Here is a 23,551-nt window from a genome sequence, read left to right as displayed (position 1 = left end):
ATTGAAACCTAATGCCAAAGCTACAGAGTAAGAAGCTTTGGCATTTTTACGTCAATTATGAAGATTGTCAGTCTCAAAGTTTTTCGGCGCTTTGCGAAGTTTTTCCATACTGTAAAAGCCTAAAGCGGCCAAAACCGCACAAAACACAACCACACCCCAGGTGGAATTATAGCCATAATTATCAATCAGATAGCCAACGACGACAAAACTAGGCATCACCAAAATACTCCTAAGTGAAATCAACACACCCTGTATTCTCCCTCGATGACTGCTTGGGGAGTTATTCGCTAAGTAAACCCCCTCTTTTGTTAGTAGCAGCACTTCGCCAGCGGCAAGAAAGAACCAAGCAAAGAAATGGACTGGTATAGTGGGTAGTGCCAGAATGAGACCGTAGCCCGTCGCAAACAATAAACCTGCGTAAGCCATAGCAATCATTTCCGTTTTGTTCGTTGTAAGCTTCATAAGTAGCGGAGTAATAACAACGACAACAATACAAGCGTAGGTCATCAATTTACCGAAAATCACAGCGCCTTGTTGTTCGAACAAGAGACTTAGATAAAGTGGACTTGCCATCGTCATTTGGTGCAATACGAACCAAAGAACGCCACAAAGTAAAGTAAACACAACGAGTCTAGGTCGCTCATACAGCACTCCCCACACAGACCCTTCGACGTCACGCTCTAGATCACTACAATCTTCGCGTTTATGCTGCTCGTCACTAACAAACGCGCCGATAATGATAACACCGGCCAAAGCTGCCAAACCATTACCCCAAAATACCCATTCCGTATGTGACCAAAACAAATAGCCAGCAATGACAGGTCCAACTGCAGAACCCAAGTTGTAAGCCAAATAACTAAGCGACATAACGGCATCACGATTCTTTGGAGTCGATAAATCCGCTACTAGCGCGTTGCTCGCAGGAGATGCGATCCCCATACAGAAATAGGCACTAAAGAGGACTACTGGCACTGCAGTCGGATGCTCTGAAAAAAAGCCGCAGAGGATAAGAAGCAGCGAACCAAACAACTCTCCAACAACAATTACGCGTTTATGACCAAACGAGTCAGAAAGCTTTCCTCCGACAAAACCGCCAACAAAGTAAGTAGCGGTCACAAACATGGCTAGGAGACCAGCATGGGTTGCAGAGTAACCCAGTTTTTCTGTTAGCAGTAATACAAGGAAAGGGATAATAAAGTTGCCCATCCCCAATATCACCCTTGCAACAGCAAGAGCATAAACACTCGATGGCAAATCTCTATATATTGAAAATGAAGAAAATAGTTTTATAGTCAAAGTCCTTTTCAAGTGCTTAGCATTCCATAAATCAATCACATGCATATAAAGCGACATCATATTGCATGATAGCCAGCACCGTTTCAATGACATTCAGAATTCATAACCCAACTCACATCTTCGAGGCTAACCCATAGCCGACCTTTCAGCTCATAATTCACAATAGCCATCCTCACCATTAACACTAAGTTTCTGTTAAGATAACGCTTCTTATCACTTACACTGTGTCAATTGTGAGCATTCTTGGTCAACTTCGCCTTCTATGGGCCAACAAAACATTTAATTACAGCGTTCTGATGCTGTTTGCGCTGCTCGGTGTGGTCATTCCCGCCTGGTATTTAGAGCAGCAAACTTGGGTTACTCCACTAATTCTTGGTGTCATCGCGGCTGCGCTAGCAGAAAGTGACGACAGCTTCACTGGCAGATTGAAAGCGCTCATCATCACGATGATCTGTTTTGCCATTGCTTCATTTTCAATCGAACTATTATTTAATACACCCTTGTTTTTTGCTGCGGGTCTGTTTGTTTCGACCTTAGGTTTTGTACTTTTGGGGGCAATCGGTCCGAGATATACCAGTATTGCTTTTGGCTCTTTATTAGTGGCTATCTACACCATGTTAGGGGCAAGTGAAAGTAGTGATCTATGGACACAACCTACACTGCTTTTGGGCGGTGCTTCTTGGTATTACCTTATTTCGTTGGTTTGGAACAGTTTATGGCCGCTACAGCCAGTGCAGCAAAGTCTCTCTAATGTATTCAACGAACTGAGTTTGTATTTAGACGCGAAACGAAATCTATTTCATCCAACGCGAAACCTCATCCCCCAGCCACATCGCCTGAAAGAAGCCAGCCTTAACGCCTGTACTGTATACGCGCTCAATGAGTGTAAAACAACGCTGCTTAACCGCTCGAAACGTGGACATGTTGACGGGCCAAGCGATCGTTTTTTACAAGTTTACTTTATCGCTCAAGATATCCATGAGCGAGTGAGCTCCAGTCACTACCGTTATCAAGAGCTCGCTAGCTCCTTTTCACACTCAGATGTGCTGTTTCGCTTTAAGCATTTGCTTGAAATGCAATCCATCGCCTGTAAGAACATCGCGTATGCTCTCAAACTTGGTAACGAGTACTCTCACAGTAATGATTCACTCAACGCACTGGTTGAACTTCAAGACTCTATCGAATACTTAGAAACACAAAATCGTCCGGAGTGGAAACCATTATTAGTACAGATTCACTACCTATTTAATAATCTAGCTACCGTTGAGAAGCTGCTCAGCAATGTCAGCAATCCTGACATCGTCAATCAAGATGACAATGTGCTAGACGATACAAACGCTCACACACCACTAGCTATGTGGCGCAAAATAAAATCCAGCTTCACATTAGATTCTTTGTTGCTTCGCCATGCAATCCGCTTGTCTTGCGCATTGACTTTGGGTTACGGGATCATTCAATTTTTCGAACTCGAACGAGGTTACTGGATCCTGCTAACCACATTGTTTGTCTGTCAGCCAAACTACAGCGCCACACGCCAAAAGCTCACCGCCCGAATTGCTGGTACGGTCGTTGGCCTACTGGTTGGGGTACCTTTGCTTACCCTTTTTCCATCCACAGAGAGCCAACTCGTACTCTTGGTCATTTCTGGTGTCATGTTCTTCGCGTTTCGACTCAATAATTACGGTTACGCAACGGGTTTTATCACTGTCCTAGTTCTGCTTTGCTTTCATCAACTTGGTGAAGGCTACGCGGTAGTACTTCCACGTTTACTGGATACGCTCATTGGCTGTGCACTGGCTGTTTGTGCTGTGTATTTCATTCTTCCGGATTGGGAGTCGAAACGTTTATCGAAAATCATGGTCTCGGCACTAAAAACCAACCGCCTGTATTTGCTGCAAATCATTGGGCAATATCGCGTGGGCAAGAAAGATGATCTAAGCTACAGAATCGCGAGGCGCGACGCCCATAATGCGGATGCGAACCTATCCAAAGCCATCTCTAACATGCTTGCTGAGCCGGATCGTTATCAATTAGATACAGATGAGTGTTTTCGCTTTTTGACGCTTAACCATGCCCTGCTGAGTTACATTTCAGCATTGGGCGCGCATCGCCAGAGACTTGATGATGAATCGATTCATTTATTGGTACTCGAGGCACACCGAAGTATTAATCAACATATTGAAGTAATAGAAGAGAATTTATCAGGCACTGGGAATGACGCAACCCACACAACTGTCGATCAATTTGATATTCATAGACGACTTTCAGAATGGCGAGATGAAGACGATCGTTCTGCAAGAATGGTATTGCAACAGCTTCACTTGATCTATCGAATGCTACCTGAATTACAAACGTTGTCGACACACCTGAAACCCGAAGCACTATCACAAACAACACCAGAAAGTTAACCTGGTAGTAAACGTCATGTTAATGCAGTCTTTGCATTGACATGACGCAGTTAACCAAGCTATTGACGCCCTCTTACATTTCTCGGACAAAATTCACAGAATCAATTTATAGAATACTCACTATAGCGACTCATCATCGATGATCGAAAGGAACTCAGCCGCTTGTGTACAAGAGACAACCACGATCAACCAAACTGCGTCATTACGGGTGTTACTATGCCAACACAGCAATTTGAACAACTCAAAGAACAGCTAAAAAAGCTAACACCACAACAACTCAAAGCACTGCAAGGTGAAATCAGCTCACAGCTACAGCCCAACTCTGATAACTTACTAAGCGATGAAGAGCTAACTGCCCTGTCACAACTATTTCGCTAAACCCTGCCCCAGCGGTTTCGCGAAACATAGCGCGATTAAGCACATTGCCCCACAACTATGTCCTACGCTAACAGTTGTCGGTTCAAAATGCGTACGTCTGTAATATGATGTCACAGAACTTTGCCACCATACCTTGTATCTCTTGTCTATGTGGGTAGAATCCCCGTTCAAACTGACTGACAAACATCGACATGCCAAAAGTAAATCTTCACAAGCGTGACTACCTAAACAATTTAGGTGACGAGCTCGCAATGTCTGAGTTCGAACAAAGACTCACGCCCAAGTTTGACTCGCCTGCTAACAGGGTGAATCGCAGTCCTTACCTCACGCAACGCAACGTCGACTATCGTTGGAAAACCCTAGACAATCCTAATGCACGAGGCGAGCTTTTTGATGCTCATACTGAATCGCAAATGCAAGCCTATGAAAAAAATATCGAGTTTTTTATCGGCACGCTAAAAATGCCAGTAGGTACCGCCGGTCCCTTACGGGTCAATGGCCTTTTTGCACAAGGCGATTACCAAGTCCCACTAGCGACAACAGAAGCAGCCCTCGTGGCCTCGTACAATCGCGGTGCTAACCTGATTACTGCCTGCGGTGGTGCCAGTGCGATGCTATTAAACGAAGGTGTGACCCGAACGCCTGGTTTCGCATTCAAATCGCTAATTGAAGCCGGTCAGTTTGTCGCATGGTTGGTAACTCAGTTCGATCACTTTAAAGCGTTGGCGGAATCAACCACTTCTCACGGTAAGCTCAGTGATGTTAGCGTTAATATCGAGGGCAATCATGTCTACTTGGTGTTCGAATATTTAACCGGTGATGCTTCTGGTCAAAACATGGTGACCATCGCAACTAATGTGGTGTTTGACTACATCTTAACCAACACACCAATCGAACCAGATTATGCATTCTTGGACGGCAACTTATCCGGCGACAAAAAAGCAAACTCGCAAACTTTACGTAGTGTTCGTGGTAAAAAAGTAACCGCTGAAGTAACAATCTCAGCAGAGCTGATTGAGAAGTATCTGCATACTACACCCAAAAAGATGGCTCAATTCGGCCAAATGACCACCGTCGGCGGCGCACTTAGTGGCACGATTGGCATCAATGCACATTATGCCAATGCTCTGGCAGCCCTCTATATTGCCTGCGGTCAGGATGCGGCCTGCGTAGCAGAATCTGCAATTGGGATGACCCGTATGGAAGTCACTGAAAAAGGTGAGCTCTACGCAAGTGTAACCCTGCCTAATTTGATGGTAGGCACTGTCGGCGGTGGTACTGGACTTCCGAGCCAGAAAGCGTGCTTAGATCTACTTGGTCTGCACGGCTCTGGACAATCCCAAGCATTGGCCGAAGTAGCTGCAACGCTTTGTTTAGCTGGAGAGCTTTCTATTGTTGGTGCTTTTTGCGCTGGCCACTTCTCGCGTGCTCATCACAAATTAGCGAGATAACGTATTCTCAAGCAGTAAACCGAATAAAGGATGCCGAGGCATCCTTTTTACTTTGTTTTTTCTCTTGTTAAGAAGAGAGTTGCTAAGCAGTTATTCACTAAGCAGCTAAATAATGAAACTGCTTAAAGTGGCGCAACGCATCGTTAAGAGACTTCTCTTTAATCGGCTTAACGATAACAAAGTCGGCGCCCGCGGCGAAAAATGCCTGACGTGTCGAAGTTTGATTGTCCGCAGTACAGGCGTAAATCGGCAATGTTTTATTGTATTCTTGGCGTATTTGCTTGGTGATCTCAATTCCCGACACACTCGGTAACTGGTTGTCCATTAGCACTAAATCAAAGTCCGCACTATCGATATAGTTAAGTGCCTCTTGGCCATCTTTCGCCCAGACAACATGCATCCCATACTTTTCACAGAAAGCTTTAGCGATAAACGCATTGGTATGATTGTCTTCCACCAGTAACACCGATATTTCACGATCAAATAAATTGAAATCGATTTCCGTTTCCTCTACGGCAAGCGCAGACGCACCCTCAATGATTTCGACAGGTAATGTTAGCTTAAACTGCGTTCCGACCCCGACTTCACTGGTCAAAGTGATATCACCATCAAGTATGGTTACTAGATTTCTGACGATAGCTAAGCCTAATCCACTGCCTCCATATTCCCGTGTTGTCGTAGACTCTGATTGAACAAACGGATCAAAGATCTGTTCAAGTTGATCTTGTCGAATACCAATACCGGTATCTTCAACATCAATAAGCAGCTGAGCAGTCTCGTCTGAATGATGACGAGTCATACTGAAGGAGACTTTTACCTGGCCGAGATGCGTAAATTTAATCGCATTACTCAACAGATTAAAAAGAATTTGATTTAGGCGAACCTGATCGGTGAACAACACGGTCTCAATTGGCAACTGATTATCGATCTTCAATGTAATTGACTTTTCATCACATAAAGGTCGGTAAATGCCATCAAGAGCGGTCACAATTTCTTTAAAGCTAAAGCTGTGTTTCTCAAGCTTAAAACTGCCATTTTCAATTTTAGAGAAATCAAGAATATCGTTTAACACGGCAAGCAGATGTTCACCACTGTTACACAGTACGTCGATTTGCTCTTGATAACGCGTCTGTTTGGCTTCTTTTTTCAACAGCTGTGAAATACCTAAAATCCCATTAAGCGGCGTGCGTATTTCGTGGCTCATTTTAGCAAGAAACTCGGTACGAGCCACTGCGGCACGCTCGGCCTCTTCTCTTGCCTTCTCACTTTGCTTTTCTGCTTCCACCAACTTGGTGATATCCAATCCTTGCGATAGAACCAACTTCTTATCTTTACGAGTTTGGATAGACGACAAGTTCCAACGATATACCATGTCACTAATCGGAACATCGATACCGGTAATGGTCACGCCATGATTCGCCTTGTCGACTTGAACCTTCATTTCATCGACAAATTGGCGAAACGGCAGCGCATCACTACTGTCTGCGTTGCGCTCTAAACCAAGTGCTTTTCGAGCTGATGGGTTGATCTGCAATATGGTGGAATTTTCAGTCCAAACGATGATTGGAGACAAGGAGAAGTTAAACAGGTCTTGGAACAGCTTTTCTTGCTCAGAAAGACGTTCAAACGTGTTACTCAACGTCTTACCGATATGATTGAACTCATGAATAGTCGAGCCAGAGAAATGTTCAAACTTTTGTGTATTGCCCGCTATTCGAGTGTAAACCATCAGCTTCGCCAACTCCTTGGTGACTCGGCCATTTAACCAGCGTCTCGTTATCACGGAAGTGATGGTGATCACCACAAAAGAGAGGAAAATCCAAAACAGGTAGCTATTTCGAAGAGCGAGAATACCCGGATTACGTTGAATAGAGTAAACCGTCAGCTTAGATAGCTGACTACCAATCGATAGTGGCGTTTCGGTAACGAGTATTTTATTGAGATCAACCTTACCGCTTTTAATGACAGATACAACGGATGCTTGTGTGTAGCTATCATCAGACGAAATAGAAGAGGCAATCACTGCATCTCCATACTTTAGAATGACATCATCACTGTTACTACCGCGCAATAGACTCGTTAATAGCCCCGCGTTATCATCAAGTATGACCCCGACAAAAAGCTGTCCGAGCACTTCACCAGAAGAACGATCGACAATCGGTGTCCTGCGCAACAATATATGCCTTTCTCCAAGCTGCGATCCGGTCGCTACCGTATTCCAATTGTTGGTTTTTCCGGCTGCCACATTTAGTGTTGCTAGGCTGCTTTGCTCCAGTCCATAAAACAGTGCATTACCGTCATCCCATACAATGTCATCACTGCGAGTAATAAAACGAAAGTCTGGGGCGTGCGAAGGCTGAAGGTTATCCTCTCGTAAAAAAAAGTAGTCGAGCAGCCTAGCATCGAAAGTTTCAAAAAAACTCTCTACAGCATCACTTTTTGCGTTGCTGTCTTGCAGAATTTGTAACGAGGCTAAGCGGTAGTTGAAAAAGTTAACAACCAATGCACTAGTTTGCCTAGCGCTCTTTTGAACTTCTTCTCGAACGATGTCACGACTTAACTGCCAGCTTTGCATCAGCATTGCGAACGTGAACACCCCCACTACCGTAATCACAGTTCGTGTGATCAGTGTGGCGAGAGTTTTACGATTATTAAAATCCGTTAATGGCATACAAACTTCACACGCGACTATCGATCAGAATAACGAAATGCTCGAGATTTAAGCTCTTCAATTCGTTGAGCATTGTCTTCACTGGTGACTAACTCGAAACTGCCCGAATAGACTTGTGGTACCGGTTTTTGTTCGAGATCCCACTTGATTGCTTCTGCCATAGCCACTCCAGTATCATCATTCATTCGCATAACAGTGACATCCAAGTCCCCACGCTGAATGGCATCCAACTCAGCAGAGCCGCCACCCCAACCATTGACGATGACATCGGTTTTTCCGAGCTCACGCAGTGCATCTGTTGCGCCCAAAGCGACATCTGTTGCACAAGCGTAGATAAAGTCTACATCAGGATGCTGCTGCATCGCATTGAGTGTCGCTTCTCGACCACTCTCTCGATTCGCTTTGGTGTAATAAGATGTCGCTAAGTTAAAGCTTTTTTGAGCATCCATTTGTTCAATGAAAGTACCGCCACGAGCATCACTCACATACCCTTCAGAGAAATACAACACTGAGTAATTTGTCTGTTCACCACCGAAGCGTTGTTTGAAATAGTCGGCAAGCAACAAGCTTCCTTTGACGTGATCAAAGCCAACATACATAAATGGTGGGTTGTCAGCCCAGCTTTTTACTGGCGTAGTGATATTTTGTAGGATTAGCTTTGTATCGGTTGAATGCAAAACATGCTCAATGAACTTGCGGTGTCTCGTTGTATCTAAGGTAAAGATCAGATAACCCGAATTATTTTTGACCGCTTCCATCAGCGATGCACTTTGCTGTCGGTAGTCTTCGTTAGGACGAGTGAAAACTTGATTAAGCTCATAGGCAACACCTAACTCTTCTAATCTAAACTCAAACGCTTCTATGTTCCTTACCCAATAGTCAGATACCTGCTGCCCTGGATAAACAACAGAGATAGTCACTGGCTCTCTTTGCTTTACCGACAAGGGCACTGCACTTTCAAGGACTGTTTGCTGCAATTGTTCAGCGAGCTGCTTTTGTTCCGGGTACGTTTTCAGGAACTGTTGATAATTCCAATAATCAGACAGGATAGTATTTGCAGAGATTGTGAAAGAAGGCGCTGCAAGCAATATTATGGTGAAAAACGTATGTAATTTGCGCATCTGTTCTGTACATTTTTGTGTTTAAGAACAAGTGTATACAATGAGGTGCAATTCAGCCAGTTTTCAAAATCAAACGCTGGCTTTAATGATGAATTTTTCTTCGTTGGCAACGAGCTGCTCTTTCTGTTTCTTATTTAACTTCTTTATCGCAATTTCCGTTTTAAGCGCCTCACTTTTGCTTTGCTGTGTTTGGCTCCATACCAATTTTAGTGGACCTCGACTACGCAGTGCTTTTGCGCCTTTACCTGCTTCGTGCTGCTTGAATCGACGTTCTAGGTCATTGGTTATGCCACAATAGAGTTTATCTTCAGCCGTGCGAATTAAGTATACGAACCACTCAGCTGGGGTATCAATTTCAGACATAGACAAGTGATTTCATTACCAAAGCTATCCGATGACAAAAAGGCGGCCTAAGCCGCCTCACCGTTCACAATAAAGAATTTACCAATGCTTTTAGCTCGCCAAGCTCTTGCTTCAAAGCTTCGACTTCCGCTTCCAACGCCTCAATGCGCGCTTGACCAGCAGACGCTACTACACCAGTAACGCTGCCTGACGCTGCTTCCTGAGTAAGTTGTTCGATATCCACCTCACCGCTAAACAAGTGCATATAACGCGATTCACGCTTACCTGCTTCACGTGGTAGTTTCACAACCAAGGCACCATTTTCACGAGATGCCATAGCTTCAAGAGTCGCTTCAACTTCTTTCACATCGGTGAATGAACAAAGTCGATTGGTTCTAGTCCGAATTTCACCAGGAGTCTGTGCACCACGAAGCAACATACAACATACAATGCCTTTCTCCTGTTCATTGAGCTTTAGATCACCAAACTCAGTATTGCAAAAGCGGTGTTGGAACTTAGACACGCGGCTGTTGAAGCTACTTTCATCACTCAGTAATCGACGGTTAATCAATGCAGTAGCTGCATCTTGTACGTCGGCATCGCTCAGGCTCATCACAGGATCGCGATTGCTTTTTTGGTTACACGCTGTCGTCAAACTATTCAACGTAAGTGGATATTGATCCGGGGTAGTGATTTCTTTTTCGATAAGGCAGCCAATGACGCGCGCCTCAACTGGGGACAGTTCGATGTTCATTATTGTATTCCTTTATAGTCCGCTACAGTGTCACAAAGCAAGCTCAATGCTCCGACAGAAACGGTACTTTTATGAATTTACCATCTTGGTCGATCATGACGACTTTACTTCGATTGAGTTCGACTTCAACTACCTCTAGCTTACTACGCTCACAGATGTACGCCCCTTTAAGCCTTTGTTTTGGTGATGGCTTATCGGTTGAGATGACAGTGTTGTTGTCGGATTCTAATGAAGTTTGAGATAACAGTGACATGAATTACTTTGCGTTAAAAACCTTGTTGTTTGAAATCATAGCGCTATTTCTTACTGTAACTCAATTGTTTCTTCTACTGAGTGGCGACAAACTAAGCAATAGCCAATGAGTATTGATCTAAGGTCTGTTATAGATGGGTTTGTTGTGTTTTAATCAAGACAGATACCCACACGAATTAGGAAAGGAAACATGAGTAGCGTATTTGAAATCGTTGCGCAAGCACGTCGCAAGAACAAACTAAAGCGTGAACTGCTAGACAACGAGAAGAAGGTTCGTGACAACCGTAAGCGTGTCGACCTACTAGAAAACCTGATGGACTACATCAAGCCAGAAATGACGCACGATGAAATCGTCACTATCATCAAAAACATGAAAGCAGACTACGAAGACCGTGTTGATGACCATATCATCAAGAGCGCTGAGATTTCAAAAGCTCGTCGTGACATCAGCCGTCGTATCCGTGAGCTGACTGAAGAAGACAAGCAAATGGTTCAAGGTAAGAAATAATTTCTTGTTCCGAGCACTAAAGAGCCTGTTCGCAGGCTCTTTTTGATCGCCCACAACATCTATTGACAGTTTCAACAATTTTCCCTCTCAACTATCGACTCTCCCGCACTAAAACGTTTGCGTAATCGCTAACCTTCTCCGTATCCAAATTTGACGGTTTCATCACAGAATTTAGACTGCTATAGTGTCTGCAAATCACGGTAACACCATTCGAGGCAAGGAGCTTCCTCGACATTCTCATGATGAGAAGAATAGGTACCAGCACCCCTGGCAATATTTGAGGAGGAAATTATGGACTTCAGTATGGTTGAATTACTTGGTTACGCAGCATCGATCATGGTCGCAATCTCACTAACAATGAAAGACATTGTTAAACTACGTGTACTTAACTTTGTAGGTTGTGCCCTATTTACCGCTTACGGTTTGGCAATCGACTCTATGCCAGTCGTCCTTACTAATGGTTTCATTGCATGCGTAAACGTCTACTTCTTGCTGCAAATGCAAAAAAAAAGTGGGACGAGCGCTGAATCTAACGCTTAGTCGACAGAATGCAAATAATGCCCCTTTTAAGAAGCCTCGACTGTGTCGAGGCTTTTTTTATCAATCCAAACACTAGCCAAAGAAACGGCTGAACCAAGTGATTTCACCGAACGCAATGAGGTCATAAATGGTGAAAAATACCGCTGAAATGACGGCAAGTTTTAGAAGGCGAATCAAAATGAACATTGTTTTTCTCTATGTAGCTGTTTAGCACTCAGTGTATCTTCACCCCTAATAGATTGAAACCATCAATACCTCTTGTTATCCGCTAAACTCATGATATTGGTTCATACTATGGGTTAGGTTCTCATTCTTTCTAGGAGGCAGTGATGGAATATGTGGATGGTTTTGTAGCGGCGGTTCCAAAAGAAAACAAAGCGTTATATAGAGAGCATGTCCTGAAGATCGCCTCCGTTTTCAAGCAACACGGCGCGCTGTCTGTCATTGAATGTTGGGAAGATGATGTTACTGAAGGACAACTTACCTCTTTTCCTCAAGCAGTGATGAAACAAGACAATGAATGTGTCGTCTTCTCTTGGATTTCGTGGCCGTCAAAGGAAGTGCGAGATGCTGGAATGAAGGCAGTGTTTGATGATCCTATGATCCAACAAGAGATGGCCGCCATGCCCTTTGATACGAAGCGTTTAATTTATGGTGGATTCTCAGTCTTGGTCAACGAGTAGCCTATATACATTACTATCCTATCGCGATTACTTTCCAGTAGCTATCGTCGACTAAACGGCTAAGTAACCCGGTGTGATTAGTGCTAGACGGCAGTAGCCAACACGCTGCATCCTCAGCCGATAAGATCAATGGCATGCGATGATGAAACGTCTTATAGCTATCTGTTGGTTCAGTCGTTAATGTCACAACTTGGCCTGCATCAGGATAGCCCACAGCAGCCATGTATAAGGGTCGATCATGTTCGGATTGAAAAAGATACTTAGATTTGGTTCCGTTTGGCTTAGTTTTCCACTCATACCAACCCGAGCAAGGAACAATAGCTCGATGAGTAGAGTATGCATGTGAGAAAGTAGGTTTTGTTTGAACGGTTTCTGCTTGGGCATTAATGATAAGTTTATTGCTCCAAGTCGGTTTAATTCCCCAAGCCAACGGCAGTTGAAATAGCTGTTTGTCGTATCCTGCAACCACGCATTCAAGGGATTCAGACGGGAATGCCTCTTCCCTGGGTTGTGCAGAAAACACAATACCCAGCTGCTCTGAAACATAGTGGCTAAAAGGATCATCGATAATGTTAAGTCGGCCGCACATTCGTTAAATAAACTCCTCGTTCGGCTATATTATAACGTATTGCGTGTGTTTATCCTTGACGCTACAACCATTCCCCAATAGCTTTAGAACGGAACGCCTTTGCTTGCGCGTCTGGATAGGCCGAGAGGATGTTGTACTCGGCCATACCCCCAGACTTCTCGCTTCAAAGCATACCACTGGGTATCAAGTAAACCAGAAGTGACCATGCACCAATCCATCCAATGACAACAAATGTATCAAACCAATCTTTGTTCCACATACTCCCTCCAATGAAATGTGGTGGTCACCCATTTGTAACAGACGACCTTTACGTAGATTGGTTCAAATAAAGCAAAAACTGTTCCTTATTTATGGAAGCAAGCCCGCGTTTTTCTGGGAAGAGAGGCGCACGCTATCCGGCTGTTCCGATAACATCTTGATAAAACAGTCAGCCATCGACCATGTGGTGACAATTCCACTATCAAGCATATTTTTTATCGCATCATAGCCTTCTTTGCCTTTCATGGTATAAGCGCTTGATGTTCCGGTATAAACGCGATTTTCATCCAATGCCTCTCCCGCAACCATTACATTAAAGACGCGTTCTCCTTTTGGTAAAGTTGCGTCATATTGAAACTCAAGTTGCGAAGTGTAGGGATAACTACCAGAGCCCGTGCCCTGTACACCGTTGCTATATGCATTATCGAGCGCGCCTTCCAGTATTTTTGGAATGTCGATACCTTTAATTCGATACAAACCAATCGGCACAGCGAACGGCAACAATTTTCCTGCGACATCGGCAACCGACACCGCACCAACACCTAGTGAATTGCGAACGCCTCCCGCGTTGTGCATAGCAAAATCTACCTTATGCCCCAGACTCTGCATCGTGTACAAAAATGAATGAGCGACTAAGGGAGCAAGTTGGCTTGGACCAAGTTCATCTGGCAGTCGAACATGACGTAACTCGGAATCTACATGGGCTATCGTCTGATTTTGTAATGCTCTTACTTGAGGCTGGTATTTTTCAGCCAGTATTGCTTTTACCTCAGGATCTTTTCTTACCACAACCACATGGTCATGAGCGTGGATCTGTTGCTTGATTTGCTCAATATCGCTTGCAGAATGCTCGCCATGAACATCCATAAATACGCGACGTCCAACCAACAGCTCATTTCGCCCTTCAAAACCCTTAACTTGACCGTTCGCTGCAAAGTCGATTCGACAATGTCCAAGTGTCATCGAGTGATGCCCTGCTTGAACAACGTAAGTCCCTTTGATTCGAACACCATAATTTTCTTGAGACTTGATTCCTAGCGAAGAAAAGTCACCCTGTAACACATGACTATGCCCACCAATGATGAGTCCGATGCCACTGACTTTTTCAGCAAGCGCTAGATCGGCTTCGTACCCCATATGACTCAACAGAATGACTTTATTGATACCTCGGTCGTGAATCGCATCTAACGTTGCTTTTGCGGTAGCGACACAAGGCTCAAATGTGGTGTCGCAATCTGGGTTTGCGATATCTGCCATCTTATCGAGCGACAAGCCAAAGATTGCGACTCGCTCGTCACCGACCTGCTTTTCAATCCATTTCGCGGATTGTGTATGTTGGTCAAAATCCATCAGTTTCGGATGAGATTTGAGCGGGTACTTTTTACGTAGTTCAGCGGAGACGTTCCAATTGCCAGCGAGAAGAGGAAAATCTATCTCACGCACAAATTTGCCAACCGGCTCGTTTCCCATGTCAAGTTCGTGATTACCAAGCGCCATTGCATCAATACCAAGCGCATTCAACATGACAGCGTTAGCCTCACCTTTAAATAGCGAGAAATACAAAGTGCCTTGAAAACAGTCTCCAGCATGTAAAAACAAAAAGTCATCACTGGTGTGAGAGTTCTTTAACTGCTTAACGCGAGCTGCGATACGTGCAAATCCACCAGCGCTAACATATGGCTGACATTGATACCTATTGTGGGCAATGCTTAACGCAAGTGACGTGGGGTCAAAGTAAGAGTGTGTATCATTGATGTGCGCTACTGTGAGCGAAAGAGGCTTATTGTTTTTTGTCATCGCATCTTCTCTTTTATCGTACTAGTGATGGTAGCGCGCTTTATGTGACATTCCAATGAATTTTATGAAATCACATACCGACATAACAGGTCTCTTTATGATGTTAGTCACACTAATATTCAAGTTTGTTAGAGAAAGAAAAACCGCTAACCGGCTGAAATTACTTAGTCATTTATGAGTTTGATTACAGTTGCTTTGTAAAAAGCGACTTATAATTGAAGTAAATTGTATGAATTGGTTGGGAGAAATGGATGAAGCTAGAACGTATTGATGTTTCCGGCTTTCGCGGAATCAAACGCCTCTCCATTGCGCTGGATGATCTCACTACGCTCATTGGAGAGAACACCTGGGGCAAGTCTTCTTTGCTCGACGCGTTGAATGTGGCGCTTCCTGCCGACGGACGAATTTATCCATTCGAAATGAAAGACTTTCACGTTGATCACGCTGCGGCACATCCTCAAACACAACATCTACAGATTGTACTTTCTTTTGTTTCTACTGAACGTAACGAAACCTTGTCGGGACGCTACAGAAAACTCAAACCGATTTGGTTTCAAGACGAAGATGGCACAAATCGCTTCTATTACCGCATCAGTGCAACGCTTGATGGCTATGACATCACTCAGAAATACAATTTCCTAGACCCTGAAGGCGCTCCACTGATGCTGCATCATTCGGAAAAAATTGCACAAGAACTCATGACGTTGCATCCGGTCATACGATTGCGCGACTCACGCCGCTTGTACCAACAGGAAGGCTTAAACAATGGTAATCCCGTCGCTGCAAGCAGCATTAACGGCAATGGCAACGGAAATGGCTTGAACGCTCGTTCTGAAAAACGGATCAATAATACGGTTAGACGCTTAATGGCCATTCCTGGTCACGTCAATAAGGGGGAAATTAAAAGCAGTCTTACATCGATGAAAGCTCTAGTAGAGCATTACTTTTCATTCAAAAGTCATTCACGTAAGACGACCAAAGGACAACGCGACGGAGTGTTTTTCTCTCGCCCTAACAGTGAACAAAATCTTGCCCAGGTCATAGACGAAACCAAAAACCATCAAACACGACTCCTGTTACTTGGTTTGCTTAATGCCTACCTCCAAGCTAAAGGACCGAATGAACTACGCCGCTGTGCGCGTCCGATACTCATAATAGAGGATCCTGAAGGCCGCTTGCATCCTACTCATTTAGCTCGCGCTTGGAGCTTGTTGCAAATGTTGCCGATGCAAAAAATACTGACGACTAACAGTAGCGATTTACTGGGTGCCGTTCCTTTGCCATCTATCAGACGCTTAGTGAGGCAATCTGACAAAACCATCACCAAATCCCTGGCTACCAATAGTCTCACCAAAGATGAACTTCGTAGAGTCGGCTTTCATATTCGATTTCATCGTTCCCGAGCCCTATTTGCGCGTTGTTGGCTACTGGTTGAGGGTGAAACGGAAGTATGGCTGTTCAATGAACTTGCCAACCAATGTGGATATAACTTAGCAGCCGAGGGAGTACAAATCATTGAGTTTGCCCAATCAGGGCTAAGATCGCTCATCAAGGTCGCAAAAGCCTTTGGTATTGACTGGCATGTGGTTACCGATGGTGATGCAGCAGGTAAGAAATACGCGGCAACCGTACTTCATCAACTGGACGGCGAGCATCCACGTCATCACCTAACCGAGCTACCGGACAGAGATATTGAGCACTATCTCTACGTTCATGGATTTGAAATTTTCTTTAGGGATCTTATCAAAATCCCTCATGACCACCCTATCCCTCCTAAAAAAGTGGTGGCGCGAGTGCTCAAGAAGTTTGCTAAGCCTGACTTGGCGCTAGCTATCGTCGCAGAGTGTGAAGAGAAAGGTGTCGACAGTATTCCTGTTTTAATACGGTGGATCTTAAGAAGAGTTATCACAATGGCTAACGGCAACACTTAATCGGTGATGAGTTTAGAGCTAAGAAAAAGACCCTATCAGAAATTCTGATAGGGTCTTTTCAATAGAATACAGGCGTTAATCAATCATTCGCCAATGCCGTCTTAGTGTTGCTCGCCTTTGAATTACTGGTGTCCGAACCACTATTACTAAGCTGTTTGTGCAGCCAAAGGCCGCTCGCTTTCATTGCATAACCAAACAAGCCACCCAATACCAAAGATGGAACCACGAGTTGCCAAGCGCCATCAGCGGCAAATGTGGCACATGCACCTATAAAAGTGCCAGGGATATACTGAAGCCACGCTCGTTTAGCTTGAATACACATGAAAAATGACACCAAAGCGGTCATTACGTACCCAGCGATTTCCATATTGATCAGTGACGAGCCATGAATGATGACCATTGCCCAAACGACGCCCGACATATTAGTCAGTAAGCTTTGCGCAAGCCCCGTTACACCATCTTTTGGTGACGCAAAGTAACTGGTGCATCCAAGGAAACCAGCCCAGGACAACAGCCCCAATGACAAGGCTGCCCACCCCCAAATACCGGAAAGAATGCCTGTTGTAACAGAAATAGCGATTAACGGACTCATATCGTCGACCAATAATTGATTCAATTTCAATCTAAGGTAACGAATATAGACTCATATTTAAGCGATCAAAATCACAACAAAAGACATTGCGTACATTTCATTACATCAAAAAAGTGATCAAAATCACTAAAACACTGATGGTTTGCCCTTCATCATTCTTAATCCCTCACGTTTAACACATTCCACAAGCGGGTTTTCCGTCATGTCAGCGCGCCAAATAAAGGACAGAGTTCGCTCCATTTCCAGCTCAGGTACATTTAATGCGACCAGTTGACCGGATTCTACAAATCGCTCGACATCCAAGTAAGGCAAACACGTTAAGTACTGACCATTGGCCACCATACTTCTCAGTACAGGCACGTGTTCATACTCTCGCCATACATCCAAATCGGCAATAAGATGATGAATTGAACTATCAAAGATCTTTCTCGTCCCTGAACCGTGCTCTCTCAATACCCAGCGCGCTTGCTCTAACTGAGCCAAACTGACACGCTCTCTGCGAGCAAACGGATGATGCGCTGAAGCAACGACGGTTAAGTGGTCTCGACACCAGATTTCTTGGTGAATGCGATTGTCATCGCAGCGCCCTTCGATGATGCCAAGGTCGTATTTATAATCTAAAACGCCTTCGATAACAGAATCTGTACTCTTTACCCCGAGCGAAATACGCATCTCTGGAAAATCGTTATCAATAACGCTGATAAGGTCTGGAACCAAATGTTCAGCTGGCGTTTGGCTGGCACCCAACTTTAACTCACCGCTCAACAAGTGTTGTTCATAAAAACCCATTTCGATTTGCTGAGCATCTTGCAACAAGCGCTTGGCTTTCGGTCTTAACCAAACACCCCAATGGGTTAATGCCATTTGCTTGCCCTGCCTTTCAAACAACGGCCTACCAAGCATTTTTTCTAGCTGTGCCAATGACATACTCGTTGCGGATTGTGTCAAAGCCAATTTGTCAGCAGCTTGACTCACGCTTCCCGTATCCGCTACGGCATCAAAAACGGCAAGTTGTTTTAATGAATATCGCATCCGTTTTCCTTTCACCACTTAAATCTTAAAACACTGTGTTTCATAGCAAATCCTGAACTGTTTCAATCAGTTTCTCTTATGTTGAGGTTTCAACGAAAAATTACTGTTGTTTTTTTCATCGATTGAGAATCTCAACACTCGCTAATCTCTCACCAAAAAACAGTACGTTATGAACTTTAGGCCTTATTCTACCTTGTGCAGACAAGTTATCAATATTTCTGATTTAGATTTTAAATATTATCAATTTTACCACTACCCTCCAATGCCCTTAATCTAGATTCGAACACAGCACGGGGCTCTGTTCTCGCACTTTTATCTCAATCACTTTTGTTTCAATCAAGTAGGGGGACATGAAATGGGCGATTCACACACTAACGAGGTTAAGGAGTAAGGAATGGCATCGGCTAGCTCCGAAAACAATCTGCTCTTCTCGCCATTGGAAATGATGGCAGAAGCTGAAAAGTTCGCATTAAGTAAAGCTAAAAAAACCAGTGGAATGACAATGAGCTTAGCCATTATGGCAGGCGCCTTTATCGGCTTGGCATTTCTTTTCTACATCACGGTAACGACGGGAAGTGCAGATGCGGGATGGGGCTTAAGCAGGCTAGCAGGCGGTCTTGCATTCAGTATGGGGTTGATTCTCATCGTGATATGCGGTGGCGAATTGTTTACCAGCTCGGTGCTCTCGAGCATCTCTTGGGCAAATAAACAAATTAGCTTTAGCAAAATGCTTTCAATTTGGGGAAAGGTTTACGTTGGAAACTTCATTGGTGCGATGTTCTTGCTTTTGATTGTCTCTGCCGCAGGGCTTTACCAAATGGACAATGGCCAATGGGGACTCAATGCTCTGCATATTGCACAGCATAAATTGCATCACACATGGGTACAGGCTTTCGCTCTGGGCGTTCTATGTAACCTATTGGTTTGTCTCGCAATTTGGCTGACTTTTAGCAGCGCAAACGCGATGACCAAAGCCGCAATGACGGTTTTACCAGTCGCAATGTTTGTCAGTAGTGGTTTTGAACACTGCGTTGCAAACATGTTTATGGTGCCACTGGGCATTGTGATTCAAAACTTTGCAGGCGCTGAATTCTGGGCAGCAACGGGCACAACCCAAGCGCAGTTTAGCGACCTAACACCGGTTCACTTTTTAACGAACAACCTTATACCAGTCACGCTAGGAAACATTGTCGGTGGTTCGGTTTTGGTAGGACTTGCCAACTGGAGCATCTACCGCAGACCACAACTAAAAGCAGCAAACGTAACTGCAATTACACAAACCACTGAACTTACGTCAGTAAAGGAGACGCAAATGAACAACAACATCATCGTAAAAGACATCATGAACACTCAACCAGTAACACTAAGCGTAGAAATGCCAACAGCTGTTGCTCTAGATACACTTTTGGATCACAACCTAACAAGTGCACCAGTGACGGACATCGAAGGTCGTTTGGTTGGTTTCTTCTCTGTACACGATGTGATGGTTGATTTGTGGTGCCAAGACTACATCCCTGAGCAAGGTCAGAAAGTGGTCGACCTAATGAGCCGTGATGTTGTTGCTATCAATGCGTCAGAAAAGTTGGTCGACGTGGCTGAGTTTCTTTGTATCGATAAAGAGCAGTTGTATCCAGTAAGTTCAATGGGCATCGCGACAAGCTTCACGACTCTTTCCCTAGAAGAACGTGCTAAAGCGATGAAAGTAAACAAACCACACGTGTTGCCTGTATTAGAAAATGGTGTCTTGGTTGGCGTTTTATCAAGAGCTGAAGTAATGAAAAGTGTCCGCCCTATCTACGGCGAGCGCTTGAATGTTGTTGAACGTGAGCTTGAATCTGCGTAATACAACACACCCTTTTTTGGCTAGGAAATAAGTCGTTTGGCCGAAAAAAGCCCCGGTGTAAAAACCGGGGCAACTTAGTTATAAGCCATTTATATAGTTTTGACGCGTGACGTTGTGTTGCGTTTAGTTCATATTCGCTGAGATAACCAATGACAATTACTTAAAACGGTAATGTACGCCAGCACCTGCAGATAGTTGAGATTTAGAGCGTTTGCCTGCAGTTTCGTAGTTTACTGTTGTCGATGCAGACCAGTTTTGAGAAAACTGATAAGCGCCACCAAGAGCTAGAGCTTGTTTAGAGCCTGCAGCACCAATACCGACTCCCATCGCAAATTCGCCAGCGTTTTGAACCATTGGACGTGCGTTAGTTACAGCATGAGAAGTTGCTACAACACCATCCATACGGTCTTCAAGGTCTAGCATCTTGTCGCCCATCTTCTTCATTTCAGTTTCAAGGCCAGCAATCTTCTTGCTGTTAGAGTTAATCTTACCATCTAGCGTGTTATACGCAGTATCAGCCTGTTTACCAACTTCGTTATAGATGCTGTGCATGTCATCGATAGTTACTGGCGCTTTTGGATCTGGTAGTGGTGCAGGATCGTTGTTTTGCTTTTCTTCAACCTTAACCTTCACTTGACCTTCGCTGTGAGAATCAACTGAAATGTGAGTTTCTTTACCATTTTCGTCGAAGCCAATAATCTTAGCGCCGCCATCTTTAGTAGTAGTGATCTGACCTACTTGTTCACCAGTGCTGTTATTGAAAACTTGACCGTCATCATTAACAGTAAGATTGTTTTCATCTAGATGCTTACGAGTAGCATCTACTACGTCAGCAGCATCAAATACATCGTAATCAGGGTTTGGATTATCTTCGATAACTGTGTTGCGGCCCGGATCAACTGGAAGCTCTTTAGCTTCTGGACGCTTGCCATCGATGTGGGTAATGCTTCCATCTTTGTCCACACGAACTTCGTAAGAATGACGCTCACCATTTTTACCAGCAGGTTCGTTTTGATCAACGACAACGTACTCACCAGAACCATTGTTTTTGATTGTAGCAATGTGGTGGCCGCCTTTAGTGTAAAGGTCAGTATTACCATACTTACCCTCTACAGGTTTAACGTCATGGGAAGCTAAATACTTTTGCACATCTTCAATAGAACCAAATGAGTTAGTAGCAGCCAATGCTGGCGTAGCGAAAACAGAAGTAAGTGCAAGTGCGATAAATGTCTTTTTCATAAAATAGGTTTCTTCGTATCAATAAGGAAAATAGGAATTTGTTATCTGGCGACTCTCCTTTCGCCTTATTCAAACGCGCAGTCATCCATTGAAGATGACTACGTGTTTCTGCATGCCCCCCATTACTGCCCGGTGCTTGCATCCGTCGTGCTCGCTTCGAACACGGAGCGCATCCTATTGATAAAAAAGTTTCGTGAGTAACCTATTGATGTTTGAATTACTTAGATAAGCGTTAGATATGAAATTAGGGCCTGAAGTCAATTGGTTGAATTTACGGAATAAAAAAAGCCCCAAGATTCTACTCGGGGCTTGATTGGAAGTGATTGTCGAAACTACTTCTGAACACCTTCTACATGCAGCTCCATGTCAACGTAGCTTGATGCGCCCATGACTGGGATTTTGAAGTCAGCCAATTCTAGGCGAGTAGTACCGTTGAAGCCTGCACGTTTTCCGCCCCAAGGGTCTTGACCCGCACCAATGAATTCCGCTTCAATAGTAATAGGCTGTGTTACGCCATGTAGAGTAAGCTCACCCATTACATCTAGCTTGCCATCGCCATTGTCTTTTACGCTTGTGCTCTTAAATGTTGCTTCTTTGAATTTACCTGCATCGATAAAGTCAGAGCTACGAATGTGCTTGTCACGCTCGGCGTGGTTTGAATCAAGGCTTGTTGTATCAACGACAACGTTCACTGATGACGCTTCGACGTTTGCTGGGTCGTAGCTAAAATCACCAGAAAATGTGTTAAAACGGCCTTTGATAAAGCTATAACCTAAGTGGCTCACTTTGAAGTTGATTGAAGCGTGAGCACCTTTAGTGTCGATAGCGTAGTCTGCAGCGTTTGCACCTAGTGGCAATAGCATTGCCGCGGCCATTCCAGTAGCGATTAGTGTCTTTTTCATTTCGAAACTCCTAACATTTTCCGAAGAGTGTTGTCTTTGTTTATAAAGTGATGTTTCAACGCAGCTAGTGCATGACCAGCAGCGGCAAGTATGACGAACCAAGCAGCATAGAAATGCACTTCGCCCGCAATGTCTGATTGATTTGGGAATAGTTCCCCCAAACCTGGCACAGTAAACCAGTTAAAAACGTCTATTCCGCGACCGTCTGAGGTTGAGATGAGATAGCCACTCGCAAAAATAACTAACAAGGCAACGTACATAGCGATGTGACCAACTCTCGCACCCACTTTTTCAAACTGATTGCCTTCGACTTTTGGTGCTACAGTGATGTGTTTCCAAACCAATCTAAATACCGTCGCCATCGCAAGCAAAATACCCACCGAACGGTGCCAGTCCGGGGCTGTTTTGTACCACTGACTGTAATAAGTCAGGTCAACCATCCACAGACCTACAGCAAACATGCCTATCACCACGATAGCAGAGAGCCAATGTAATGCTCTTGCTACAGGGTTGTAGTTTTTTACTTCTTTTACCGCCATCGTTAATTCCATGATTCCGCGTGAATTACCCGTTATGTTAACAACTCATCAACCTATAGGACACAGTATTTACTTAAATTGACAGTTTAACGACAACACTCCATTGATGAAGTCATTCAATATTTTTGAACATGTTGAAGCTTCCTTATTCGATGCACACGCTGTGAAGCTATAAGTCATCCGGCATCTCAATTTCGTAAAGCTCATCTGCAATATCGGCAACACGTCGATCCAACACGCCCTTCGCATCTTCGAGTCCTTGGTTGTAAAAGGCGGGTCCAAGTTTTTTTATCAAAAAGTCCAACAGGAATTCGGCATCAAATTGTCCCAATTCAGCTTCCAACTCGCGCTCAAAGTAGTCTTGTAGCTCTGATACAATTGCCGCCCTTTTCTTAGTATCAAACATGCTTAGCCTCGTTTTTTGT

General features: G+C 44.2%; 23 protein-coding genes. 8 read left to right on the top strand and 15 right to left on the bottom strand.

Annotated features, from left to right (window positions below; translation table 11 throughout):
* Positions 1-51: 51 nt before the first annotated feature.
* Positions 52-1,206, bottom strand: a complete 1,155-nt coding sequence (locus ACVA6Q_RS04565; RefSeq protein ID WP_446646677.1) for an MFS transporter — start codon at positions 1,204-1,206, stop codon at positions 52-54.
* Between the two features lie 323 nt (positions 1,207-1,529).
* Between ACVA6Q_RS04565 and yccS the strand changes: the two genes are divergently transcribed.
* The 3 genes from yccS to ACVA6Q_RS04550 all read left to right on the top strand — a co-directional run bounded on the left by yccS (position 1,530) and on the right by ACVA6Q_RS04550 (position 5,533).
* Positions 1,530-3,704: a YccS family putative transporter gene (gene yccS / locus ACVA6Q_RS04560; protein WP_446646676.1), complete on the top strand. Its 2,175-nt coding sequence runs from the start codon at positions 1,530-1,532 to the stop codon at positions 3,702-3,704.
* A 216-nt stretch (positions 3,705-3,920) separates the two neighbouring features.
* Positions 3,921-4,082, top strand: a complete 162-nt coding sequence (locus ACVA6Q_RS04555) for a hypothetical protein (RefSeq protein ID WP_446646675.1) — start codon at positions 3,921-3,923, stop codon at positions 4,080-4,082.
* A gap of 191 nt (positions 4,083-4,273) precedes the next feature.
* Entirely contained in the window at positions 4,274-5,533 is a 1,260-nt protein-coding gene (locus ACVA6Q_RS04550; protein ID WP_429760740.1) for a hydroxymethylglutaryl-CoA reductase, read from the top strand.
* A 97-nt stretch (positions 5,534-5,630) separates the two neighbouring features.
* Here the strand turns inward: ACVA6Q_RS04550 and luxQ are convergent, their stop codons facing one another.
* The 5 genes from luxQ to ACVA6Q_RS04525 all read right to left on the bottom strand — a co-directional run bounded on the left by luxQ (position 5,631) and on the right by ACVA6Q_RS04525 (position 10,674).
* Complete coding sequence (luxQ, locus tag ACVA6Q_RS04545) at positions 5,631-8,204, bottom strand: quorum-sensing autoinducer 2 sensor kinase/phosphatase LuxQ (protein ID WP_446646674.1); 2,574 nt, start codon at positions 8,202-8,204, stop codon at positions 5,631-5,633.
* A gap of 17 nt (positions 8,205-8,221) precedes the next feature.
* Positions 8,222-9,325 carry an autoinducer 2-binding periplasmic protein LuxP gene (locus ACVA6Q_RS04540; protein ID WP_446646673.1) on the bottom strand — a complete coding sequence of 368 codons (1,104 nt, stop codon included), beginning with the start codon at positions 9,323-9,325 and terminating at the stop codon, positions 8,222-8,224.
* A gap of 69 nt (positions 9,326-9,394) precedes the next feature.
* Positions 9,395-9,688 carry a GIY-YIG nuclease family protein gene (locus ACVA6Q_RS04535; RefSeq protein WP_446647181.1) on the bottom strand — a complete coding sequence of 98 codons (294 nt, stop codon included), beginning with the start codon at positions 9,686-9,688 and terminating at the stop codon, positions 9,395-9,397.
* A gap of 64 nt (positions 9,689-9,752) precedes the next feature.
* Positions 9,753-10,421 (bottom strand): YceH family protein, encoded by a 669-nt coding sequence (locus ACVA6Q_RS04530; protein WP_353499351.1) that lies wholly within the window; start codon positions 10,419-10,421, stop codon positions 9,753-9,755.
* Positions 10,422-10,464: 43 nt separating this feature from the next.
* Entirely contained in the window at positions 10,465-10,674 is a 210-nt protein-coding gene (locus tag ACVA6Q_RS04525) for a hypothetical protein (RefSeq protein ID WP_446646672.1), read from the bottom strand.
* A gap of 189 nt (positions 10,675-10,863) precedes the next feature.
* On the opposite strand from ACVA6Q_RS04525, the gene ACVA6Q_RS04520 reads away from it, so the two are divergent.
* The 3 genes from ACVA6Q_RS04520 (at position 10,864) to ACVA6Q_RS04510 (ending at position 12,404) form a co-directional block, all read left to right on the top strand.
* A complete protein-coding gene (locus tag ACVA6Q_RS04520; RefSeq protein ID WP_006072802.1) occupies positions 10,864-11,181 on the top strand; it encodes a DUF496 family protein in 318 nt (105 codons plus the stop codon).
* Between the two features lie 291 nt (positions 11,182-11,472).
* Entirely contained in the window at positions 11,473-11,721 is a 249-nt protein-coding gene (locus tag ACVA6Q_RS04515; protein WP_353499353.1) for a YgjV family protein, read from the top strand.
* A gap of 329 nt (positions 11,722-12,050) precedes the next feature.
* The gene (locus tag ACVA6Q_RS04510) at positions 12,051-12,404 is read left to right on the top strand and encodes a DUF1428 domain-containing protein (RefSeq protein ID WP_418642949.1); all 354 of its coding nucleotides are present in this window, start codon (positions 12,051-12,053) and stop codon (positions 12,402-12,404) included.
* 13 nt (positions 12,405-12,417) lie between these two features.
* Here the strand turns inward: ACVA6Q_RS04510 and ACVA6Q_RS04505 are convergent, their stop codons facing one another.
* The 3 genes from ACVA6Q_RS04505 to ACVA6Q_RS04495 form a co-directional block, all read right to left on the bottom strand.
* Positions 12,418-12,993 (bottom strand): SOS response-associated peptidase, encoded by a 576-nt coding sequence (locus ACVA6Q_RS04505; RefSeq protein ID WP_446646671.1) that lies wholly within the window; start codon positions 12,991-12,993, stop codon positions 12,418-12,420.
* A gap of 83 nt (positions 12,994-13,076) precedes the next feature.
* Positions 13,077-13,199: a hypothetical protein gene (locus ACVA6Q_RS04500; protein ID WP_446646670.1), complete on the bottom strand. Its 123-nt coding sequence runs from the start codon at positions 13,197-13,199 to the stop codon at positions 13,077-13,079.
* A gap of 142 nt (positions 13,200-13,341) precedes the next feature.
* Positions 13,342-15,048, bottom strand: coding sequence for a bifunctional metallophosphatase/5'-nucleotidase (locus ACVA6Q_RS04495; protein WP_446646669.1), 1,707 nt, complete (start codon positions 15,046-15,048; stop codon positions 13,342-13,344).
* A gap of 251 nt (positions 15,049-15,299) precedes the next feature.
* Here ACVA6Q_RS04495 and ACVA6Q_RS04490 point away from each other — a divergent pair, with 251 nt between their 5' ends.
* Positions 15,300-16,979 carry an ATP-dependent endonuclease gene (locus tag ACVA6Q_RS04490; protein ID WP_353499358.1) on the top strand — a complete coding sequence of 560 codons (1,680 nt, stop codon included), beginning with the start codon at positions 15,300-15,302 and terminating at the stop codon, positions 16,977-16,979.
* Between the two features lie 79 nt (positions 16,980-17,058).
* Here ACVA6Q_RS04490 and ACVA6Q_RS04485 read toward each other — a convergent pair whose 3' ends face one another.
* Together ACVA6Q_RS04485 and ACVA6Q_RS04480 are read right to left on the bottom strand one after the other, a co-directional pair.
* Complete coding sequence (locus ACVA6Q_RS04485) at positions 17,059-17,571, bottom strand: DUF1097 domain-containing protein (RefSeq protein ID WP_353499359.1); 513 nt, start codon at positions 17,569-17,571, stop codon at positions 17,059-17,061.
* Positions 17,572-17,697: 126 nt separating this feature from the next.
* A complete protein-coding gene (locus ACVA6Q_RS04480) occupies positions 17,698-18,603 on the bottom strand; it encodes a LysR substrate-binding domain-containing protein (RefSeq protein WP_353499360.1) in 906 nt (301 codons plus the stop codon).
* Between the two features lie 394 nt (positions 18,604-18,997).
* On the opposite strand from ACVA6Q_RS04480, the gene focA reads away from it, so the two are divergent.
* Positions 18,998-20,446 (top strand): formate transporter FocA, encoded by a 1,449-nt coding sequence (gene focA / locus ACVA6Q_RS04475; RefSeq protein ID WP_446646668.1) that lies wholly within the window; start codon positions 18,998-19,000, stop codon positions 20,444-20,446.
* Positions 20,447-20,602: 156 nt separating this feature from the next.
* Here the strand turns inward: focA and ACVA6Q_RS04470 are convergent, their stop codons facing one another.
* The 4 genes from ACVA6Q_RS04470 to ACVA6Q_RS04455 form a co-directional block, all read right to left on the bottom strand.
* The gene (locus tag ACVA6Q_RS04470) at positions 20,603-21,685 is read right to left on the bottom strand and encodes a YadA C-terminal domain-containing protein (RefSeq protein ID WP_446646667.1); all 1,083 of its coding nucleotides are present in this window, start codon (positions 21,683-21,685) and stop codon (positions 20,603-20,605) included.
* Between the two features lie 332 nt (positions 21,686-22,017).
* On the bottom strand, positions 22,018-22,587 hold the full coding sequence (locus ACVA6Q_RS04465; RefSeq protein WP_418642943.1) for a YceI family protein: 570 nt from the start codon (positions 22,585-22,587) through the stop codon (positions 22,018-22,020).
* A complete protein-coding gene (locus ACVA6Q_RS04460; RefSeq protein ID WP_446646666.1) occupies positions 22,584-23,126 on the bottom strand; it encodes a cytochrome b in 543 nt (180 codons plus the stop codon). The genes ACVA6Q_RS04465 and ACVA6Q_RS04460 overlap by 4 nt, the downstream gene beginning before the upstream one ends.
* Positions 23,127-23,295: 169 nt before the next feature.
* Positions 23,296-23,532, bottom strand: coding sequence for a DUF2164 domain-containing protein (locus ACVA6Q_RS04455; RefSeq protein WP_353499365.1), 237 nt, complete (start codon positions 23,530-23,532; stop codon positions 23,296-23,298).
* Positions 23,533-23,551: the final 19 nt, after the last annotated feature.

The sequence above is a fragment of the Vibrio sp. DNB22_10_4 genome, from assembly GCF_052879755.1.
Note: the sequence above shows the minus strand (reverse complement) of the source record. Positions and strands in the feature narration are given on the sequence as shown.

Excerpts from the sequence above, each read along its gene's own strand:
- ACVA6Q_RS04495 (WP_446646669.1), bottom strand. The coding sequence starts at position 15,048 with ATGACAAAAAACAATAAGCCTCTTTCGCTCACAGTAGCGCACATCAAT.
- focA (WP_446646668.1), top strand. The coding sequence starts at position 18,998 with ATGGCATCGGCTAGCTCCGAAAACAATCTGCTCTTCTCGCCATTGGAA.
- ACVA6Q_RS04455 (WP_353499365.1), bottom strand. The coding sequence starts at position 23,532 with ATGTTTGATACTAAGAAAAGGGCGGCAATTGTATCAGAGCTACAAGAC.
- ACVA6Q_RS04505 (WP_446646671.1), bottom strand. The coding sequence starts at position 12,993 with ATGTGCGGCCGACTTAACATTATCGATGATCCTTTTAGCCACTATGTT.
- ACVA6Q_RS04515 (WP_353499353.1), top strand. The coding sequence starts at position 11,473 with ATGGACTTCAGTATGGTTGAATTACTTGGTTACGCAGCATCGATCATG.
- ACVA6Q_RS04500 (WP_446646670.1), bottom strand. The coding sequence starts at position 13,199 with ATGGTCACTTCTGGTTTACTTGATACCCAGTGGTATGCTTTGAAGCGA.
- ACVA6Q_RS04490 (WP_353499358.1), top strand. The coding sequence starts at position 15,300 with ATGAAGCTAGAACGTATTGATGTTTCCGGCTTTCGCGGAATCAAACGC.
- ACVA6Q_RS04565 (WP_446646677.1), bottom strand. The coding sequence starts at position 1,206 with ATGGGCAACTTTATTATCCCTTTCCTTGTATTACTGCTAACAGAAAAA.
- ACVA6Q_RS04460 (WP_446646666.1), bottom strand. The coding sequence starts at position 23,126 with ATGGCGGTAAAAGAAGTAAAAAACTACAACCCTGTAGCAAGAGCATTA.
- ACVA6Q_RS04525 (WP_446646672.1), bottom strand. The coding sequence starts at position 10,674 with ATGTCACTGTTATCTCAAACTTCATTAGAATCCGACAACAACACTGTC.
- ACVA6Q_RS04480 (WP_353499360.1), bottom strand. The coding sequence starts at position 18,603 with ATGCGATATTCATTAAAACAACTTGCCGTTTTTGATGCCGTAGCGGAT.
- ACVA6Q_RS04555 (WP_446646675.1), top strand. The coding sequence starts at position 3,921 with ATGCCAACACAGCAATTTGAACAACTCAAAGAACAGCTAAAAAAGCTA.
- ACVA6Q_RS04470 (WP_446646667.1), bottom strand. The coding sequence starts at position 21,685 with ATGAAAAAGACATTTATCGCACTTGCACTTACTTCTGTTTTCGCTACG.
- ACVA6Q_RS04535 (WP_446647181.1), bottom strand. The coding sequence starts at position 9,688 with ATGTCTGAAATTGATACCCCAGCTGAGTGGTTCGTATACTTAATTCGC.
- ACVA6Q_RS04485 (WP_353499359.1), bottom strand. The coding sequence starts at position 17,571 with ATGAGTCCGTTAATCGCTATTTCTGTTACAACAGGCATTCTTTCCGGT.
- ACVA6Q_RS04465 (WP_418642943.1), bottom strand. The coding sequence starts at position 22,587 with ATGAAAAAGACACTAATCGCTACTGGAATGGCCGCGGCAATGCTATTG.
- ACVA6Q_RS04530 (WP_353499351.1), bottom strand. The coding sequence starts at position 10,421 with ATGAACATCGAACTGTCCCCAGTTGAGGCGCGCGTCATTGGCTGCCTT.
- ACVA6Q_RS04520 (WP_006072802.1), top strand. The coding sequence starts at position 10,864 with ATGAGTAGCGTATTTGAAATCGTTGCGCAAGCACGTCGCAAGAACAAA.
- ACVA6Q_RS04540 (WP_446646673.1), bottom strand. The coding sequence starts at position 9,325 with ATGCGCAAATTACATACGTTTTTCACCATAATATTGCTTGCAGCGCCT.
- luxQ (WP_446646674.1), bottom strand. The coding sequence starts at position 8,204 with ATGCCATTAACGGATTTTAATAATCGTAAAACTCTCGCCACACTGATC.
- ACVA6Q_RS04510 (WP_418642949.1), top strand. The coding sequence starts at position 12,051 with ATGGAATATGTGGATGGTTTTGTAGCGGCGGTTCCAAAAGAAAACAAA.
- ACVA6Q_RS04550 (WP_429760740.1), top strand. The coding sequence starts at position 4,274 with ATGCCAAAAGTAAATCTTCACAAGCGTGACTACCTAAACAATTTAGGT.